At 42.1% G+C, this 19287-nt stretch carries 15 protein-coding genes; 2 read left to right on the plus strand and 13 right to left on the minus strand.

Features of this window, described 5'->3' with window-relative positions; all coding sequences use genetic code 11:
* The first annotated feature begins 255 nt into the window (after positions 1 to 255).
* Positions 256 to 1845 (plus strand): N-acetylmuramoyl-L-alanine amidase family protein, encoded by a 1590-nt coding sequence (locus BXY41_RS26065; protein ID WP_104439799.1) that lies wholly within the window; start codon positions 256 to 258, stop codon positions 1843 to 1845.
* A 72-nt stretch (positions 1846 to 1917) separates the two neighbouring features.
* Here the strand turns inward: BXY41_RS26065 and hcp are convergent, their stop codons facing one another.
* Both hcp and BXY41_RS26075 read right to left on the minus strand, forming a co-directional pair.
* Entirely contained in the window at positions 1918 to 3549 is a 1632-nt protein-coding gene (gene hcp, locus BXY41_RS26070; protein ID WP_104439800.1) for a hydroxylamine reductase, read from the minus strand.
* A 146-nt stretch (positions 3550 to 3695) separates the two neighbouring features.
* Positions 3696 to 4358: a Crp/Fnr family transcriptional regulator gene (locus tag BXY41_RS26075; RefSeq protein ID WP_104439801.1), complete on the minus strand. Its 663-nt coding sequence runs from the start codon at positions 4356 to 4358 to the stop codon at positions 3696 to 3698.
* Positions 4359 to 4540: 182 nt separating this feature from the next.
* Between BXY41_RS26075 and BXY41_RS26080 the strand changes: the two genes are divergently transcribed.
* Complete coding sequence (locus BXY41_RS26080; protein ID WP_104439802.1) at positions 4541 to 5899, plus strand: FAD-binding oxidoreductase; 1359 nt, start codon at positions 4541 to 4543, stop codon at positions 5897 to 5899.
* A 93-nt stretch (positions 5900 to 5992) separates the two neighbouring features.
* Here BXY41_RS26080 and BXY41_RS26085 read toward each other — a convergent pair whose 3' ends face one another.
* From BXY41_RS26085 to BXY41_RS26135, 11 genes are all read right to left on the minus strand, one after another.
* On the minus strand, positions 5993 to 7687 hold the full coding sequence (locus tag BXY41_RS26085; protein WP_104439803.1) for an oleate hydratase: 1695 nt from the start codon (positions 7685 to 7687) through the stop codon (positions 5993 to 5995).
* Positions 7688 to 7837: 150 nt separating this feature from the next.
* Entirely contained in the window at positions 7838 to 8404 is a 567-nt protein-coding gene (locus tag BXY41_RS26090) for a TetR/AcrR family transcriptional regulator (RefSeq protein ID WP_104439804.1), read from the minus strand.
* A gap of 22 nt (positions 8405 to 8426) precedes the next feature.
* A complete protein-coding gene (locus BXY41_RS26095; protein WP_104439805.1) occupies positions 8427 to 9086 on the minus strand; it encodes an SdpI family protein in 660 nt (219 codons plus the stop codon).
* A complete protein-coding gene (locus BXY41_RS26100) occupies positions 9076 to 9357 on the minus strand; it encodes an autorepressor SdpR family transcription factor (protein WP_170072605.1) in 282 nt (93 codons plus the stop codon). The genes BXY41_RS26095 and BXY41_RS26100 overlap by 11 nt, the downstream gene beginning before the upstream one ends.
* Before the next feature lie 125 nt (positions 9358 to 9482).
* Positions 9483 to 10934, minus strand: coding sequence for a glycoside hydrolase family 1 protein (locus BXY41_RS26105; RefSeq protein WP_170072607.1), 1452 nt, complete (start codon positions 10932 to 10934; stop codon positions 9483 to 9485).
* A 12-nt stretch (positions 10935 to 10946) separates the two neighbouring features.
* Entirely contained in the window at positions 10947 to 12776 is a 1830-nt protein-coding gene (locus tag BXY41_RS26110; RefSeq protein WP_104439808.1) for a beta-glucoside-specific PTS transporter subunit IIABC, read from the minus strand.
* 69 nt (positions 12777 to 12845) lie between these two features.
* Entirely contained in the window at positions 12846 to 13688 is an 843-nt protein-coding gene (licT, locus tag BXY41_RS26115; protein ID WP_104439809.1) for a BglG family transcription antiterminator LicT, read from the minus strand.
* Positions 13689 to 13882: 194 nt separating this feature from the next.
* Positions 13883 to 15409, minus strand: a complete 1527-nt coding sequence (locus BXY41_RS26120) for a C40 family peptidase (RefSeq protein WP_104439810.1) — start codon at positions 15407 to 15409, stop codon at positions 13883 to 13885.
* A 37-nt stretch (positions 15410 to 15446) separates the two neighbouring features.
* Positions 15447 to 17021 carry a VanW family protein gene (locus tag BXY41_RS26125; protein WP_104439811.1) on the minus strand — a complete coding sequence of 525 codons (1575 nt, stop codon included), beginning with the start codon at positions 17019 to 17021 and terminating at the stop codon, positions 15447 to 15449.
* Positions 17022 to 17154: 133 nt separating this feature from the next.
* Complete coding sequence (locus BXY41_RS26130) at positions 17155 to 18546, minus strand: sensor histidine kinase (RefSeq protein WP_104439812.1); 1392 nt, start codon at positions 18544 to 18546, stop codon at positions 17155 to 17157.
* Positions 18543 to 19244: a response regulator transcription factor gene (locus BXY41_RS26135; protein ID WP_104439813.1), complete on the minus strand. Its 702-nt coding sequence runs from the start codon at positions 19242 to 19244 to the stop codon at positions 18543 to 18545. The genes BXY41_RS26130 and BXY41_RS26135 overlap by 4 nt, the downstream gene beginning before the upstream one ends.
* Positions 19245 to 19287: the final 43 nt, after the last annotated feature.

Consider the following 19287-nt stretch of genomic DNA (forward strand, 5'->3'; position numbering starts at 1 on the left):
CTCGTATAATAATTTCAGTATTCTTTCTTAATAAATAATATCATTTGTGTTTTTTATTAATAATAATCTATCATTAATGCCTGTTTTGTATGTTTTACGCACAAATGTGCTTTACAAAAACGAATATGTACTATACCATATAGGCGTAATATGTTTGTAAATAAAAACACAGAGAACAGGAGGTGATTATTTTGAGATAAACAGTCCGCAATTTTAAAAATCGAATTGCAGATCATACAACCAGGGAGGTAACACTTGAAGATATACCGGACAAAAAATACATTCATTATTTTAACGGCAGCCATTATGATTTTAGATACATCAATGGTATCCAGAGCGGCTGGCTGGACGGAGACAGAATATGGCTGGCATTATGAAGAAAATGGGGAATATATAAAATCCGCATGGAAAAAAGGGGAAAAGGGGTATTATTATCTTGGTGAAAGTGGAAAGCTCTCCACTGCTGCCTGGATCTCTCATGGAGATGAAAAATACTATGTGGATTCCGATGGTCTTCGGGTGAAGAATACATGGATCAATACAGAACGCTGGGATGATTTCTCTGATAAAAATCAATATTGGTATTATTTTGACCGAAATGGAGAAATGATGACTGGTAAACAGCAGATCGGAGATAAAAAATATTTCTTTTCCGACACCGGGGAGATGCTGACCGGCTGGATTACATATACAGATGGAGAAGCGGCCGAACTGACAGACGAAATCAGCAGTAATTATACCTATTATTGCCTGGAAGACGGAACAAGAGCCAGCGGCTGGCTTAAGTTAGCGCCCCCCTCTGACGAGGAAAATACCGGGGCGGAATACTGGTATAATTTCCGAAGCGATGGTAAGATACGGAGAAATACGACAGTAACCATTGGAGATTATGAATACTGCTTTGATACCGAAGGCAGAATGATGGATGGCTGGGTTTATAATACGGATGATGAATACGTAAAGGTCGACGACCAGACTGACAGGGCATTGTTAGATAAATATAATGAAGACGCCAGCAGATATATTTACTGTGGTGCAGAAAATGTAGGGGTTATCCAGAAAGATATATGGCTCTCTATCGTTCCACCAGGATTAAATGGAGACCCGGATGAAGATGAATGCTGGTACTATTTTAATAAAAAAGGTAAAATAACCACTGCCTCAAAAAGCTCTGTATCATTAGCCACACAGTCAAATGCCAGCCGTACCACAGAAGTAAGGTCTGTTGATACAAAGGGAAAATACGGTTTATCCGGTGGGGATGATGATCTGACTTATGTCCAGCTTGTAACAATTAAGGACGAGCAGTATCTTTTTAACTCCAAAGGAACCCTTGTTGATGGTTTAATTTATATCTATAACAAAGATGGATCCTTCCCATTAAAGGAAGGCTATTATTATTTCGGATCAAAATCTGCTAAATCCACAGGAAAAGTGACATTAAAAAATGACGGGACGGAATATGAATATTATTTCTCTAAAAAGAGAGAGAATGGTTATTCACAAGGGCAAGGAGTCTCAGGAATCGTTAACGGAACGTTATACTACAAGGGACTTGCTGTCACAGCAGAGGAAGAAATGAAATACAAATTGGTATATATTCCGGAATTTTCTGGAGATCATGGAACAGGCCTGTTTCTCGTAGATGAAAACGGAAAAGTAAAAACCGGGGGCTTAACGTCTGAATCAGAGACTGGATATCGCTATCGAATTATTAAAAATACGAATAATAGCAGCTCAGGTTTTCGTATATACCGGGTGGAAAAAGGCATGGAGGATGAAGAGCTCTCTGAGGAGGATGCGGATCTGAAACTGGATATTTCTGACCCTGAACTCATTTTATAAAAGTAATCTGATAAAAAAAGTCCATGGGCTGCTGCATCAGCAACAGGTCCCATGGACTTTTAAACAGACTAATTATGCATTCATGAATAATGCGATATCATCATCCACTTCACCGATTCCTGCAATACCGAAGGTATCTACAAGCACATTTGCAACATTAGGAGATAAAAATCCTGGTAATGTGGGTCCTAAGTGAATGTTCTTTACGCCAAGGTGAAGGAGTGCAAGAAGTACGATAACTGCCTTCTGCTCATACCAGGCGATGTTGTAAGCGATAGGGAGCTCATTGATATCAGCCAGACCAAAGATTTCCTTTAACTTCATTGCAATGACTGCAAGAGAATAGGAATCGTTACACTGACCTGCATCAAGGACTCTGGGGATACCATTGATATCGCCTAAATTCAGCTTATTGTATTTATATTTTGCACAGCCTGCTGTCAGGATTACAGTATCCTTTGGAAGCTTCTCTGCAAACTCGGTATAGTAGTTTCTTGATTTTGCTCTGCCGTCGCAGCCTGCCATTACAAAGAATTTCTTGATGGCGCCGGATTTAACAGCATCGACCACCTGATCAGCCAGTGCAAATACCTGATTATGTGCGAAACCGCCTACGATGGAACCAGTTTCGATTTCTTCCGGACTTGGAAGGGTCTTTGCAAGCTCAATGATAGCGGAGAAATCTTTCTTTCCGTTCTCATCTGCTTCAATATGTGTGCATCCTGGGAAGCCGGTAGCGCCTGTGGTGAAGATTTTAGCTGCTGCTTCAGGAGTTCTTGGAGGAACGATACAGTTGGTTGTAAAGAGAACCGGACCATGGAAGGATTCAAATTCTTCTAACTGTTTCCACCATGCATTTCCATAGTTACCTGCGAAATGATCATATTTCTTAAATGCAGGATAGTAATGAGCCGGAAGCATCTCGCCGTGGGTATAAACGTCTACGCCTGTTCCGGCAGTCTGCTCTAAAAGCTGTTCCATATCTGCTAAGTCATGACCGGAAATTAAGATTGCCGGGTTCTTTCTTACACCGATGTTAACGGAAGTGATCTCCGGATTGCCGTAACGGGAAGTGTTGGCTTCATCAAGAAGAGCCATGGCTGTTACACCAACTTCACCGGTCTGTAAGGTTAAAGCAACCAGATCATCTGCAGAAAGGGTATTGTCAAGGGTTGCTGCCAGACCTTTGTACATAAATCCATAGACGTCAGTATTTTCTTTGCCAAGGTTAATTGCGTGCTCTACATAAGCAGCCATACCTTTAATACCATAGATAATCAGCTCTCTTAAAGAACGTACATCCTCATTCTCTGTGGAAAGAACGCCTACTGTAGCTGCCTTATCAAGCATAGCATCTCTGGTTGTTACATGGAAGGTTGCTGCATCGCTGTTGCCTGTATAACCTTTTTCAGATGCCAGCTCATCTCTTAAGCCAAGTACCTTTAAGATCTGTGCTTCAATTGCTGCTGCATCAAAGTTTGCATTGGTAATGGTAATAAAAAGGCTCTTTACCACCTCATGATTAATCTGGGCGATATCAGCTGCGTTTGTTCCTGTCTTTACGACTACTTCAGAAATTCCTTTTACTGCATAGATCAGCAGATCCTGCAGCTTGGCAACCTCTTCTGTCTTGCCGCATACACCTTTCACTGTACATCCTGTGTTCTTTGCTGTCTCCTGACACTGATAGCAAAACATGCTCATATTCCTTACCTCCTAAAGTAAATTTATACACACCCCATTTGGGAGTTTGTGCGCGTTTCATATTTTTGTTATTTCCCTGTTGCTCATTAAGAATATCATCGAACCTGATTTATGTCGGTTGTTATTACAACACAACACAATCAATTTTAATTTTTTTGATTTTTTATTATTTTAAACGTGTTTCTGTCAAAATCAATCAGCCCTTCTGACCTCATCAGATTCAGCTCTCTTGTCAGAGCACTTCTGTTTACACAAAGGAATTCCGAGAGCTCCAATCTCCCCATATTCACAGTAAAATATCTGCTGTTATTCTTTTGCGCCTGTATGGAAAGAAAGCAGCTTATTTTTTCCCGAACCGATTTCTTTGTGGTCACCTCCAGCTTTTCAATCAGCTGAACATTCTTATCCGCAAGAAGGGAAATTAAATTTCCCATAAGCTTATGATGGCAGGCACAGGATGTGGTACAGGAGTTCCAGATTTTTTCAAAGGGAAGAAACAAAATCTTTGCTTCCTTTCCGGCGACAAAGGTCACCGTTGCCGTCTGTGCATGGCTGCAGGTAAATATTTCCCCAAACAGTCCCCCCTCTTCCATCACTGCCAGCAGTGTTTTATTTCCCCATATATCTTCCTTTATCATTTTTACAGAACCGCCAAGAATAATGCCCAGACTTTTTACAGCATCCTCAGTGAGAATAATGATCTCACCGCTTTTGTAATTTTTTTTGTAACTCCCAAGACAGTCAAGCATAGGGAGCAGTTCCTGATTACTGATTCCGGAAAACAACAGGACATGACTATAATCAATCATCTCGGACTCCAATTCTAATTTATTTCAATCAAATCATATCATAGGGATTATTACAAATACGTTGTATTTACAACTTATACTGGATTTAATCGCAGATCAGGTACATACAGCCTGGCTGACAATCAATGAATTGTATTCATATAATAAAGAGTAATACAGACAAACTATAAGGAGGTATGGACATGTATATTGAAAAATGTCCCAGACTGACTGGACGAGTGGTTTTGCCGGAGGATCCTCAGTATGCATCTGCGCGTCAGGTTTTTAACACCTTTTTTAATAAATATCCGCTTATCATCGTTTTTGCACAGAATGCCAAAGATGTAAGCAATGCTATCAGGTGGGCACGCTGCCGGGATATTCCCATAAGGCTGCGCTCCGGCCGTCATAATTACGAAGGATTATCAGTTTTAAATGGAGGACTGGTCATTGATGTCAGCGAAATGAAGCAGGCAGAAATAAATATGAAATGCGGTACTGCCACAGTCCAGACCGGTCTTCGTGATTATGAGCTGGCCATCCTGCTTGGTGAACGTGGCCTTGTGGTCCCGCCAGGTCTCTGTCCCACTACAGGAATTGCGGGATTTACACAGGGCGGCGGTCAAAGCAGTCTGTCTCGCCCATGGGGTCTTATTATTGACAACCTGTTAGAGGCTGAAATCATAAATGCTGACGGCTGCCTGATTCATGCCAGTGCCAAGGAAAATCCGGATCTGTTCTGGGCTCTGCGGGGAGGCGGAGGCGGGAATTTTGGAGCCTGTACCTCGTTTCGTTTCCGCACCCACAGGATTGATACCGTTGCATATGCACAAATCTCCTGGCCGCTTTCCGACTTAAGACCGGTCCTTAAGATCTGGCAGAAATATACACTCCCCTGTTCAGACAACAGACTCACTCCGCTGCTTACCATGGCATCGGGAGAGAATACCCTTCTCATGATGCAGGGAGTTTTTCTCGGTACCTCAACAGAACTTCGATCTCTTTTAAGTCCTCTGCTTGAAACTGGTTCCCCTCAGAGCGTGTACATTGAAGAGATCCCCTGGGTGGAGGCAGCTGCAAAAATAGCCGCCACTCAGCCAGATTCCCCAGAGCCATTCAAAAGCGTGGGACCCTTTTTATATGAATTGCTGCCTGATGAAGCAATCAATATTATTGAACGCTATATTAACCGTCCTCCCACCTATTCTGCCTCTGTATTTTTCCATGGTCTGGGAGGGGCAGTTGCAGAAGTTCCCAATGACGCCACGGCATATTTTTACCGTAAGGCACTTTCAAACATCTCTTTTTTCTCCACCTGGAAAACACCAGAGGGAGCAGATCCAGGGATCCGGTGGGTAAGGGAATTTAGAAAGGATATGGAACCATTTACAAAAGGTGTATATGTTAATACTCCCGACCTTTCCATAAAAAACTGGTCTAAAGCCTATTACGGAAGAAATTTTGAAAGGCTGACTGAAGTGAAGGCGAAATACGATCCTGAAAACATTTTTCACTATCCGCAAAGCATTCCTCCCGCCTTCTGCCTGCCCAGGAGACAATAACCTGATAAACAGTCTGCTGATAGAACGAAAAAACCGCATGGCTTCTGTAATACAATACAAAAGCCATGCGGCTGACTGATTATTCTGTTATAGTTAAAGCAGCTTACTAAGTTCGGTATTCATGATCAGCTGTCCAAGAGGAATATTCTTCAGAGGAAGCTTATCTACCCCCAGACATGTCTTGGCTGCATTGATCAGAACCCGGATATCATATTGGGATGGGTAGACCGGATCCACTTCTTTTCCAAGATCCATCAGACCATATACCGCCATCATTGCGCTTCTGACTGAGTATTCCACAGTAAATACACAATCGCCGGGTACTTCTGCAAACTGCCCCAGGAATCCAAAGTTTTTGCTTCCCTGTGGAATTACCGCCGGTCTGTCACCGGCAACCCGGGGCATAAACTGGGCGGTTATATAAGGCATCATGCTTGGTATCACATTGACTGTATGTGACAGTATCTCCGGTATTTTCTCTTCTAGTCCCATATGATACAGCAGCTCTTCCAACATCTCACGGCCGGTACATTCTGAAAATGTCTTCTTTACATAATCTCCGGGAACGTCCATATTCAGTGCATAAGCCCAGAGAACCTTGACATCATCGGGCTGATTGATGAAATGGGGATGTTTTGGCACAACCCAGCTCATAAACCAGCTGGAATCTTTAATTGTAACCAGACCTCCCATTCCTGGTTTATCGCCAGTCAGCTGATAGAGATAAGGGAATACCGTATCATCGTCTTTTAATGTTACGGTAAAGGACATCCATTTGGATTTATCAATATCTTCACAGAATTTTTCCGGGTGTCCGAAATCCGGTGATTTTGCAGCAATCTTTTTCCATACGCTAAAACACCCTTTTTCCTCAGAACGATTGAGCACAGCCGGGTGGTTTAAATCGCCTCTGGTGGTATTTTCAGTCATGGAACCATTTGTAAACAGTACTAAATCATCTTCTGCCACTTCAATCACATCTTCTTTTCCAGCTCGGATCAGATGAATCGCAGTGGCTGTTTTTTCATTTCCTGAAATATTAAAATCAATGTCAGTCACCTTGCAGCCATATTCAAAGGAAACATTCTGTTCCTTCAGCCAGGTAATTAACGGAAGAATCAGAGAATCATACTGATTATATTCTGTGTGAAGTATCCCATCCAGCCGGTTCATACCTCCAATCAGGTGCATAAACCGCTCCATATAGCGTTTCACTTCTACTACGCTGTGCCATTTTTCAAATGCAAACATGGTTGCCCAGTAATACCAGAATTTTGTTTCAAAGAAGCTTTCGCTGAAAAACTCTTCTATGGTTGTGGCTCCAAGTGCATCTTCCGTCAGCATATGGAGTTTTGCCAGCTCCATGGCATTGGGTGTGGATAAGCCCAAATCAGAGAAATCCGCTTTTTGACCCTGATTTTCCACTAATCTGCAATGAGATAGAATGGGCTCCTCTTTATTTAACTGAACAAATTCATCTAAAACGCTGATTGATTTATCCTTTAAAGAAGGAATAAAGCTGAACAGTTCCATGAAGCACTCAAAATGTTCTTCAATTTCCCTTCCGCCTCGTGCCGTATATCCTGTTTCGGCAGTACCGGCCCCGTCCATAGAGCCTCCCGAAACCTCCAGCTGTTCCAGTATATGAATGTTTTTTCCTGGCATATGAGCATCCCTTAAAAGGAATGCGGCTGCGGACAGTGAACCAATTCCGCCTCCCAATAAATAGGCGTTTCTTTTTTCAATATTGTGGGGTGCTTTTGGGTTGATTCTTTGATAGTTGTTCATAATAAAATCCCCTTTCCTAATAAATCAGTGATGCTCGTTTGATTATCATTTACAAGGTGATTTTACTTATTTCAGCCTTCTCTTTCAATGAACAGAATTTTTATCTGTATCATTTTTTCACAGTTTATCAAAAGTGTGAAAAAATCATCGTCAGGCTGTTATTTTCTTTATCATATAAAGAATCGTTCCGTCAAGCATTCTGGCAATCCTGTCTGCAACATCTTCTTTTGATTCTTTCATACCATTATTGATCCATTTTAAAAATTCACCAGTGATTGCATAGGAATAAAATTCCGATACTTCCTTTTTGATGTTCTCTTCCACAACTGTGGTTAAGTCTTTGGAAATATCCTCAATAACCCCGGTCAGTGCTCTCGTAAAAGTTTTGTACAGAAACAGTTCCAGGTGCTCACGTCCCATAGATCTGCAGGTATTGGTGCAGATTACACGGTTTTCCTGAGTATAATTGAGTACAATCATAAGCCCTTCCTTCCAGTTGGACAGACGGCAGTGTTCATCCAGTTCATCAATTACTTCATTCTCAAATATCCAGTCTAGCAGCTCATAAACATCATGAAAATGATTGTAAAAGGTATGTCTTGTCACACCGCAGGCATCGGTTACCATTTTCACCGATATTTTATTCAATGAGTGATGCATCATCAGAGATTTTAATGACTGTGCCAGGGCATTCTTGGTAATAAGGGAAGACGACATAATTTTCATCCTTTTCTGCAGCTTATAATTTACCTGTATCCTGCTCTTTTTTATATAGGGCAAAGGAATAAATAGTAGGTATCACAACGATTAGAACCACTATGAAAATAAGGACAGAGACTCCATGGAAAGCAGCAGTCAGATGCAGGTAACCGCTTACCAGGAGGAGGAGACCTCCGGCCACCATCATATGACCGGCCAGCCGGTTTGTTTTATTCCAGTTATCCGGATTATCTAACGTCCAGGGAAGTCTCACTCCCATTACGTAATTTCTTCTGCTCTTCGGTAAGTAGTTACCAGTTATAATAAGCACAATGCCTGTTAAATAAAAGGAGAATGACATGATTGGAAATTTAACACCAAGTGACATAAGAAGCGTAGCGGGTATCATGACCAGGGAAATAAGAGGTACCATCCAGATTCCAATTACGCGGAGTGCCCTGGACTGCCCCCTCCATCTGGGATCATAGAGCAGACGAATGCTTGCCAGGAAGTTGAGCAGCAGAAATACAAATGGCATTCCAAATGCAGCCATGGCTTTGGGAAGATATCCGTTAATTTCACCTGCGCTGTTCCAGTGTACCGGGATTTGCTCCGGCAGCCTTTTATAAAGTATTACAGAGAGAATCTCCGGAAGCATACACAAAACAGAGGTTATAATAATTGTTTTTTTATTCTTCATCAGTCTTGTCCTTTCCCTTAAATTGAGACAGCCAAAGCATCAGCTCCTCAAATACCGATGTATTCAGTTCATAATAAACAAAATTCTTGTGCTTAGATTCAAATACCAGATCCGCCTTTTTCAACTGAGTGAGGTGGTATGAAATCGTAGCATTTGTCATATCAAATTTTTCTGCAATCTGTCCCGCAGATAAACGGCCGTTTCTCAGCATCATTAGAATCTCCCGTCTGGCGGGATCTGAGAGAGCCTTAAACGTATCTGGAAAGCCCAATATGATCCTCCAATCTATTTAGATATTATTCTAAATAGATAGTACTCCCGGTTTGAATTTCTGTCAATAGTATATTACAAAACAGGGACATACCGGAAGATAACACCCCCGGCATGTCCCTGTTATTATAGTTCTATATCCGTTAAATCTCCCCCATTGGTTTCAATCACTTTTTTGTACCAGTAGAATGATTTTTTTCTGACCCGTTTCATTGTTCCATTTCCCTGATCGTCCTTATCCACATAGATAAAGCCATACCGTTTTTTCATTTCACCAGTACCCGAGCTGACGATATCAAGAGCGGACCATACGGTATATCCCATGAGATTTACATGACTGTTAACGGCACGTTCCATTTCAGTTATGTGCTGTCTTAAATAGTTAATTCTGTAATCATCACGAATAAATCCATTGTCATCGGGCTGATCAACCGCACCAAGTCCGTTTTCAACAATGAAAATCGGAATCCCATAACGGTCCTGAATCTTATTAAGCGTATACCTGAGACCTTTGGGATCAATCTGCCAGCCCCACTGACTTGTTTCCAGGTAGGGATTTTTCACTCCTCCCAACAGGTTTCCAAGTGTGGTGGTATGACCTTCCTCAGTCGTGACGCAGTTACTCATATAATAAGAGAATGAATAAAAGTCAACGCAGCCATTTCTTAATACAGCCTCATCCTCCGGTTCAACAGCCAGCTGAATCTGATTCTCTTCCAGATAGCGCAGTGCATATCCGGGATAACTTCCCTTTACCTGAACATCTGCACAGAAGTCATTAATTAAATGATCAAGTTCCTGCAGAAGAAGCATATCCTCCGGTCTGGAAGTTAACGGATACATGGTGATATGAGCAATCATACAGCCCACTTTAAATTCCGGATTGATTTCTCTCGCTGCCGCCACCGCTCTTGCACTGGCAAGAAACACGTGATGGAGTGCCTGAAAGCGGAGGTTTTTATCATCTAAGGGATTTGCCACCTCATCGTCTTCCCGGTTAATAATGCCAAGCACCTCAAGATTACCCATTGGCATGGTGGCAAAATTGATTTCATTAAAGGTAAGCCAATACCTTACCTTATCCTGATACCGCTCCATTACGCACCTTACATAGCGTTCAAAAAAACCGATTACTCTGCGATCTGTGAATCCTTTGTATGCTTTTACCAGGTGGTACGGTATCTCAAAATGGCTCAGTGTCACCATTGGTTCAATTCCGTACCTGCGGCACTCGTCAAAAACCCGGTCATAGAATTGCAATCCTTCCTCATTGGGAATTTCATCATCTCCATTTGGGAAAATTCTGCTCCAGGCGATGGAAAGCCGGAATACCTTGAACCCCATTTCTGCAAACAATGCGATATCTTCTTTGTAGTGGTGGTAGAAATCAACTGCGGTATGGCTGGGATAACGTTCCTCCTTACGAATTTCAGAGGTAAAAACCCTGTTCTTATTAAGGGATCCTGCCGTCAAATGATCACAGATGCTCTCTTTTTTTCCATCAGCCTCCCAGGCTCCCTCACACTGGTTGGCTGCAACAGCACCACCCCATAAAAATTTATCTGGAAACAATTTCATTCCTCCTGTCTGTTATAATATGGCAATGAAATCATCACCGCGGCGGACGGTTGAACCGCCTTCCATCATTGCAATAATATCCATATAATCATTTGTATTAGTCACGATAACCGGGGTATCAAGAGAATATCCTTCTTTTTCTATTGCATCTTTATCAAAGGTAATCAAAAGATCTCCTTTTTTCACCTTGTCGCCCTCTTTCACATGGGCATCAAAATGTTTTCCGTCTAAACGAACCGTATCCATTCCAATGTGGATGATTACTTCACAGCCCTGATCAGACATAAGTCCTATGGCATGCTTTGTTGGAAACAGCATCATAACCGTGCCGTTAAATGGAGCCGTCACTTTTCCCTCTGAAGGTGTAATTGCAACCCCTTTTCCAATCGTCTCATTGGAAAATGCCGCGTCCTCAATCTGACTGAGGGGTTTGACTTTACCGGTTAACGGGGATGCAATCACTTCTTTTTTACATTTTTCAGATTCACTTTCTTCCCCTTTCGTCTGAGAAGGTTCTTCGTCTTTAAAGGTTACGAAAGAAACAACAAAACCAATTACCAGTGAAATCCCTGCAGCAATTACTGCTCTCACCAGACTTACTCCCGGCTGTGCCGGATCAAGCAGTGCCGGAATCTCAAACAGCCCCATACCTGCCATTGTGTGATATTTTAATCCTAAAGCGGCCGTTGCTGCACCAGCGACAGCTCCACAGAGGCAGGAAAGAACGAAATGTTTCATTCTGGGAAGTAAAATTCCGTAAATAGCCGGTTCCGTCACTCCGAAAAAACCTGAAATCCATGCAGGAAGTGCAATCTGCTTTAAGCCCTTATCCTTTGTTTTCAGCCACATAGCGAAAACCATACCGGTTGTTGTAAAGGTAACAAAGGTGGTAAATGCCAGGATCGGATCCGGAGTTCCTGATATAATATTTGTAATGCACAGCACAACCAGTACAATATGAACACCAAATACAATCATTACCTGCCAGAATCCGCCTACTAAAAATCCGGCAGCGATTGGGCTTAGTTTATATACAGACAATACCGCCTGTGAAATACCATTGGACAGCATGTTGGCAAGAGGCCCGATTACCACATAACCAAGAGGAACTGATATTAACAGCACAAGCATTGGTGTGATAAAGGTTTTCACCATATCCGGGATTATCCGGTTAAAAAAGCTCTCCAAAGGCTTTGCTACAGCTACGATTAATATGACTGGAAGCAGTGTGGACGTATAAGTTGCATTAAACACATGTCCAAACAGAGGCACATCCACGCCGTTAATGGTTGGGTAACACAGAGCGGCTCCTATGATCAGACCCAGGAACGGATTCATCTCTATTTTCTTTGCGGTGTTGTAACCGATAACAACCGGGAAGAAATAAAAGATGGAATCTCCGATTGCATTGAGAAGAATATAAATACCGTCTTCATTGGAATAAAGTCCCAGGTAGGATAGGATGGAGTTAAATCCTTTTAACATACCGCAGGCACAAAGGATTCCGATTGCTGGCATCATAATCCCGGAGATCAGATCCAGTGATTTCTCCCGGAAACTCATCTTCTTTTTTTCCGACTCTTTCTCTGATGAAATATTTGCGATTTTACATACATCTGTAAAAACCTGTGGAACATGGTTTCCGATGACAACCTGATACTGACCGGAGCTTCGCATCACTGTTATGATACCTTCTGTCTGTTTCAATGCTTCATCATCTGCAAGGCTTTCATCTTTTAATTGAAAGCGCAGACGGGTTACGCAGTGTACAAGGCTTATAATGTTATCCTTGCCGCCGACTTTTTTGATAATGTCTTTTGCCAACAGGTCATATTTTCCCATTGTTAAATCCTCCATTTTTCTTTTTTATTTGAAATATGAAAGTTTAGCCAACCTAATGTAACCATCTTGTCATAAAACAGTCTTATAAACAACTCGTTCAATGTGAAGCGTTAAATACAGTTTTTCATCATTGGATACCTGGTAGTTATATTTCTTTCTGAGAAACTCACAAATCTTTTCCGCACACTCATAGGCATTCACATATTTTTTCTTAATGATTAACAGCAGATCATCCTGCTCATCATCAAGATAGGTTTTCCCCTCCAGAAGTCTCTGGGCAAAAAACTTCAGGTGCGTGATAAAACGGTAATAATATAAGGAGTCTTCTTTAAAAAACAGGTGAAAATTATAGGAAACAATATTGGTGATCTCTGAGATCAGTTCCGCAACCTGATGAATCTCTTCGGAACCTTTTTTTGTAACAGCTTCCACAAAATGAATGGCGATAAATCCCGCTTCATCTTCCGGCAGGCGGATTGAAAAACGTTTTTCAATCATATCCAGTGCTTTTAAACCAATTTCAAACTCTTTCTTATAAAACTTCTTAATATCCCATAAAATGGCGTTTTTTATTGTGATTCCTTCCTGGAACCGTTTCACAGCAGAATAAATGTGATCGATTAACGATAGATGAATGGTATCATTTAAGTCTGCCTCTAATACCTTGGAAGCATATTCAATCAGCTCTTCTCCCAGCTCCACATAGCCGATGGGAATGTTGGCGACCAGCTCCTGAAACCGGTTGTTTATTAGGGGATCAGACAAAACAAAGATCTTATCGATTTTGCTTTCATCAAGCTCATCTCCATTCTTCTTTTTAAATGCCAGACCGCAGCCCATAACAACCTTCTCCACCCCATTTTCATCTCTGATAACGACTGCGTTGTTATTAAAAATTTTGTAAATGATCATGCTTCTCACCCCTGTCCAATGTAATAATAATCCTCAAGTTCCTGTTTTTGGCGAAAAAAAACCTGTTTATCATGTATTATGGGCAAAAAATGCCACAATAACATAATAAACAGGTATAGCTTGCAAATGCAATCACCATCCATTTGTCCATAGTATAATACAAAAGAATGAATTTAGCAAGATAAATAATTTTCCTATTCGAATATTCTCCACGCCACAATAAAGTTGTTTCTCCACCAGTCAGAACGCTGCCGGTAAACTACTTTTCCGTTGCCTGAGGAAGCATCAATCACCTTTCCGCCCTCTGCGGCGATTCCCATATGACCCTTTTCCACAACAATATCACCTGGCTTTATATCGTCATAATTGGAAATGCGTTTATATTTCCCCATGCTTTTCCACCCGCTCGAGGTAAGGTAGCTCTGTCTTACTCCGACCTGATTCAGACTCCAGTAAACAAAGCCGGAACAGTCAAAGGAACTTGGTCCATTTGACCCCCATACATATTTTGAACCCACCTTTGATGCCGCAACATCAATCAATGCTTTTATATTTCCATTTACCGTTTTGCCTCCGCCGCTATTGCCTGACTCTCCTGCACTGGGGCGGGAACCCGTGCCCGCTTTCACTCCCTTATCTCCTGTCAGCAGAGAAAGCGTCTGTACTCCAACCGATCCGTCTGATTTCAGACCATTGTCCGTCTGAAACCGCTTCACTGCCTGCTCTGTTATCTCTCCAAAGTAACCGGTAGCATTGGAAGAAGACAGATATCCGTATTTGTTTAAAAGCTCCTGAATCCGTTTTACGCTCTCTCCCTGCTCTCCCAGTACAATCCCATTGGGCGTAGCTTCCCCTTGTTCTAAAGCAATTCTTGTGGAAGGGCCTAAAAATCCGTCTACAACCAGATCGTTTCTGGACTGGAACTGTTTTACCGCCATAACCGTGTCATTCCCATAATTGCCGTCAGGCACTGTTGTTAGGTAACCAAGGCTTTTTAAACGCTTCTGAGCTTCAAGAACGACATCATTCTTCTCTCCATACGCCAGATAATCGGGTTTTACCTCTTCGCTGTAGAGCAGATTAATTGTCTGCCGCCCAACCTTTCCGTCTATTGACAGCTGGTTCAGCTCCTGAAGCTTAATGACTGCTTTCTGGGTTTCTTCATTAAAATCTCCGTTCACTTCTTCTTTCTTAGTCAGATAACCCAGCTCATACAGTCTGTTCTGGATTCGTTTTACATCTTCTCCGGAGATTCCCAGAGACACTGCATAATATTTTGCTCCCTCAGAAAAAAGGGCTGCCAGTGTCTCCTGTCCCGCAACTCCATCCTGAGTCAGATTATTCTGCCTTTGATAGGTCTTTATGGCTCCCGCAGTTACAGGCCCGTAGAACTGAGTGGGCTCATCATTTTCCATAAATCCCAGTTCCATCAGCCGTTCCTGTAATTCTGCAACAAAAGGATGCTCCATACCTTCTTTTAAATTTTCCGGCATGGGAATTTTCTGTGCTTCACTTTCTGTCGCAGGCAAAACCGGTTCACTTTCTGTTTCCAGCTTTACAACCGGACTGCTCTCGTCTGCAGCAGCTGCTGCTTCTTTCTGCTGGGTCGGAGAGTTTGCTGTGGGGCGACTATATATAAATATAGCGTAGACTGCTGCCAGCAATGCAGCTGCAATGAGAAAAACCACTGCCTGCTTATGTTCTTTTATGATATTCAACATGCTGTATTTTTAATCCTTTCCGTTGTCCGATGTATGATTATACCCCAGGTCCCAGGACCTGGGCTTTGCTCTCTTTCGTTTCTGCAATGGAAGGACTTACGACCGCTTCCGTTTCCTGTTCTTGTGATGGCACAGGTGGTTCCTCTATAACGGTCTCTCTGACCGTCTCTTTGATGGTCTCCTTTGTTTCCGCCGGAATTACAACACCAGTTGTATTCCTTTTTACCAGACCTGGCTTTCCTTTATAAGTACTGGTATGAAGATAGACTTCTTCTGCCTTTCCGCCACTTTTTGATGTGACTAAATAGGTTTTCCAGGTACTTCCCTTAACCCCTTGTGTAATTACCACATTCTGGTCTGAGTTAAGGGTCTGGTCTTCCTCGTATTTTGGCTCTGGCGGATCATACTCTTTTGTCTTCTCAGAGCGCATGGATACCGTAACTCCTTTTTCCAGAACCGGTCTTGCAATTATGGAAATGGTTATCTTCTTATCTTTAAAAACAGCCCGTATTGCAAGGGAAGTGGTATCGTTATTAATAAAGCGAAGATCCGGTCCGCTATAACCATCATAACTTACCATCGCATCTTCTCCAGGGATTACATAAGAAGGCTCAAAACTGTGAGGGTGGCGCTCCGTTGTTGTTAATCCTGAACCAATGATTGCATTGTAAAGAGTAGAGGATACCTGACATACACCGCCTCCCGGTTCTTCTACAAATTCGCCGTTTCGATAAGCTCCTGCCGGTTTATACCCACGCTCTACCGTACGGTTCCCAGTGGTTTTATTAAACGAAAATTCCTCTCCCGGATTAATAATAAGACCATCTAATGCATTTACCGCCAGCTGGATATTATTGTTTCTATTTTGATTACTTGTGGCAGTTGTGGTAAACGTACCAATTACCTGGTAAGCTTCTCTGGCTTTGGAAACAGTTAATTCCGGAGATGTTACTACTGTCTCCGCTTCCACATCCCCTTGAAAACTCTTTTCCGTAATAAGCTTCATGATCTTGTTAACTGTTTTTTCTTCATCAATCTGGATTCCGCTCTCGCCTTCTGAATAGATCCAGGTGTTATTCTTATTGTCACGACCTGTCAGCTGGGCATTTCTGGGCTTTTTATTCCACTTAGCGGCGGCATCTTCCACCTGAAGTACCACATCCTCTTTCGCAGCCGTCAAGTCCAGATTATATTCACCGCCTTTATTCTGTGAAAAAATATCCTCCAGCTGCTGGTCAATAAGCCCGGTCAGCGGATTTTTTAAGGCTATTGTCTGTTCCTTATACTTCAGTTTTAAACCCCATGGATATTGATCCAGCAATTTCTCTTTCGCCTCTTTTTTGTTTAGCCCTGTAAGAGAAATCCCATCGATTTTCAGATCATCAGGAATCTTCTTTTCTGTCTCTGTTTCTATGATAATTTCTTTTCCCTGGGAAACGGCCAGGCTTTCTGTGTCTTTTTGTTTTTCTTTTCGATAGAAAGCAAACGTCAGTGAAAGTGCTGCCATAGCAAAGATACATCCCGCAAGTATTACCGGCAGTGTCCTGTTACTGTTTTTTACCTTACTCCGTTTTCCGTATTTCCTTTTTTCTCTACCGCCATCCTGGCGCATATTTTACACTCTCCTTTTTCACCATAGGCGATATTCAGACTCGTTTTTCAATTTATCATATAAATATGGGGATTTTATGGAGATGGAAAAAGCACCGTCAGCAGTCTGCTGACGGTGCTCTTTTTCCACGATATTAACAGGGCAGAATCATTGTAAATACAGCCCCTTTTTCTGGCCGGTTTGCTGCTTCAATCCTTCCTCCATGATTTTCAACAATTGCCTTTGTAATGGACAATCCGATTCCCATTCCCCCCGTCTTCTTGCTTCTTGACTTATCAACCCGGTAAAAACGGTCGAATAAATAGGGCAGTTCTTCCCCGGGTATTCCAATTCCGTTGTCGGAGACCATAATCCGAACCTCACTTTCCCGGTTGTGGTATTCTACTGTAATTTCTCCTCCCTGGCCGGTATAAGCCAGTGCATTGGAAATAAGATTTACCATACATTGCTTTAAACGGTAATAATCTCCATAAACCGGAGCTTTGTCTGGAAGAATCTGAATCAGGCTGATCTGTTTTTCTTTTGCAGTTATCTCAAAATCCCGAAATACTGCCCTGCATAGATCTCCGAATTCAAACTCCGACTGATCCAGAGCCTGATTTCTGTTCTCTAAATCGTACAGTTCCTTTAACTGCTCAACAATCCCTACCAGACGCAGAATTTCTCCATGGCAGCTCTCCAGCCGGTCCGTCGTCGGATCCCATACTCCGTCTATCATGGCTTCCATATGGCTTTGTAGGTTGGCTAATGGTGTTCTGAGTTCATGGGCCACATCGGATGTGATCTGGCTTTTCTGTTTTTCTTCCAGTTTCAGAGCCAGTGACATTTCATTAATGGATTCAATCATCCTGCTTGTTTCCTGCACCGGAGATTTTTTCTCTACCAGAGCACCGTACTCTCCCCCGGCTATTCTCTGAGCCACATCGATGACGCTGGTAATTGGTTCTGACACTGACCGGGCTATTAAAAATCCTAAAACAATGACTACAAAAAGGGCTGCACAGCCGATTAATACAAGGGAATGGTTTAAACTCTTCAGCAAATCCAGCTCATCATCACTGAGGGAATAGGGACCATAGTAGCCTATTTTCAGAGTTCCTGTTTTTGCACCTTCATATGACAGAGGATAGGTCTCTTCCAGATAACTTCCATTAAAATTGGGATACCTGCTTTGCATCAGATCTTTTGCATGGCTGAGTACCATATTGCATTCCTGTCTTCTATGGTTTTTTATATCCCAATCGATTTCTTTGTTGATCGTCTGTACATGAATCAGGATTCCGTTCTGTAACGTGGCATATCCGATTATTTTAAGACCTTCCAAATCATAGGTACCGGAAGCAGGAAGATAAAGCTGATCAATTTGTGAAATAATCTGCTGAGTCTGGTTTTTATGCTGCTTCTTTGCATATTCTTCAAATATTTTGTCTGCTGTCAGATTAAACAAAAAACTCAACCCGAAAACAATCAGCAATGCCAGAACAGAATAGGATAAAATCAGTGTGTTCTTTAACGTTCTTTTCATGGTTTTTCTCCGGCAAATTTATATCCCATCCCGTGAACTGTGAGAATATAGACCGGTTTTTTCCTGTCATGCTCTATCTTTGTACGAATACTTTTTATATAAGTATCGATACTTCTGTCATAACCGTCAAAATTATTATCAAGGGCGTACATAATCAGCTGTTCTCTTGTGAAAATCCGGTTAGGGGCTTTTGCCAGGGTAATCAGAATCTTATACTCGGTAGGCGTCAGACCTGCATCTTCTCCCCGCACCCTTACATCTCCATTTTTGAAATCAATGACCAGATCTCCCTGATGAAATGACACAGGCACTCCTGTTAACTGATCGCTTTCCACTCTTCTTAGAACTGCTTCGACTTTAGCCACTACTGTTCTTGGACTAAACGGTTTAAATATATAATCATCTGCCCCCATCTTAAGTCCGTTTATTAAATCCTTTTCCTCTGTTTTGGCTGTCAGCATGATAATCGGCACCCGGGAGTGAAGCCGGATCATATGGCACACATCTTCTCCCATCATATCCGGCAGCATTAAGTCCAACAACATCAAGGATACGTCATTTTCCCGAAACAGCTGTATAGCCGTTGCTCCATCATAGGCATAAAGGATCTCATATTCCGCTTTCTCTAAATACGCCTTCAATACCTCCACTATTTTTTCTTCATCATCCACAATTAGGATTGTCCTGTTCTTCTTCATACCTGATTCCTCCCTTTTTATCTCCAATCATATCAAAATATTA

Source organism: Lacrimispora xylanisolvens, assembly GCF_002934545.1.
GTDB classification, from domain to species: domain Bacteria; phylum Bacillota; class Clostridia; order Lachnospirales; family Lachnospiraceae; genus Lacrimispora; species Lacrimispora xylanisolvens.

What these genes read in the sequence shown, in the direction of transcription:
- BXY41_RS26085 (WP_104439803.1), bottom strand. Translation starts at nt 7,687, where the DNA reads ATGAACAACTATCAAAGAATCAACCCAAAAGCACCCCACAATATTGAA.
- BXY41_RS26110 (WP_104439808.1), bottom strand. Translation starts at nt 12,776, where the DNA reads ATGGGAAAATATGACCTGTTGGCAAAAGACATTATCAAAAAAGTCGGC.
- BXY41_RS26125 (WP_104439811.1), bottom strand. Translation starts at nt 17,021, where the DNA reads ATGCGCCAGGATGGCGGTAGAGAAAAAAGGAAATACGGAAAACGGAGT.
- BXY41_RS26075 (WP_104439801.1), bottom strand. Translation starts at nt 4,358, where the DNA reads ATGATTGATTATAGTCATGTCCTGTTGTTTTCCGGAATCAGTAATCAG.
- hcp (WP_104439800.1), bottom strand. Translation starts at nt 3,549, where the DNA reads ATGAGCATGTTTTGCTATCAGTGTCAGGAGACAGCAAAGAACACAGGA.
- BXY41_RS26130 (WP_104439812.1), bottom strand. Translation starts at nt 18,546, where the DNA reads ATGAAAAGAACGTTAAAGAACACACTGATTTTATCCTATTCTGTTCTG.
- BXY41_RS26090 (WP_104439804.1), bottom strand. Translation starts at nt 8,404, where the DNA reads ATGTCGTCTTCCCTTATTACCAAGAATGCCCTGGCACAGTCATTAAAA.
- licT (WP_104439809.1), bottom strand. Translation starts at nt 13,688, where the DNA reads ATGATCATTTACAAAATTTTTAATAACAACGCAGTCGTTATCAGAGAT.
- BXY41_RS26105 (WP_170072607.1), bottom strand. Translation starts at nt 10,934, where the DNA reads ATGAAATTGTTTCCAGATAAATTTTTATGGGGTGGTGCTGTTGCAGCC.
- BXY41_RS26135 (WP_104439813.1), bottom strand. Translation starts at nt 19,244, where the DNA reads ATGAAGAAGAACAGGACAATCCTAATTGTGGATGATGAAGAAAAAATA.
- BXY41_RS26080 (WP_104439802.1), top strand. Translation starts at nt 4,541, where the DNA reads ATGTATATTGAAAAATGTCCCAGACTGACTGGACGAGTGGTTTTGCCG.
- BXY41_RS26095 (WP_104439805.1), bottom strand. Translation starts at nt 9,086, where the DNA reads ATGAAGAATAAAAAAACAATTATTATAACCTCTGTTTTGTGTATGCTT.
- BXY41_RS26120 (WP_104439810.1), bottom strand. Translation starts at nt 15,409, where the DNA reads ATGTTGAATATCATAAAAGAACATAAGCAGGCAGTGGTTTTTCTCATT.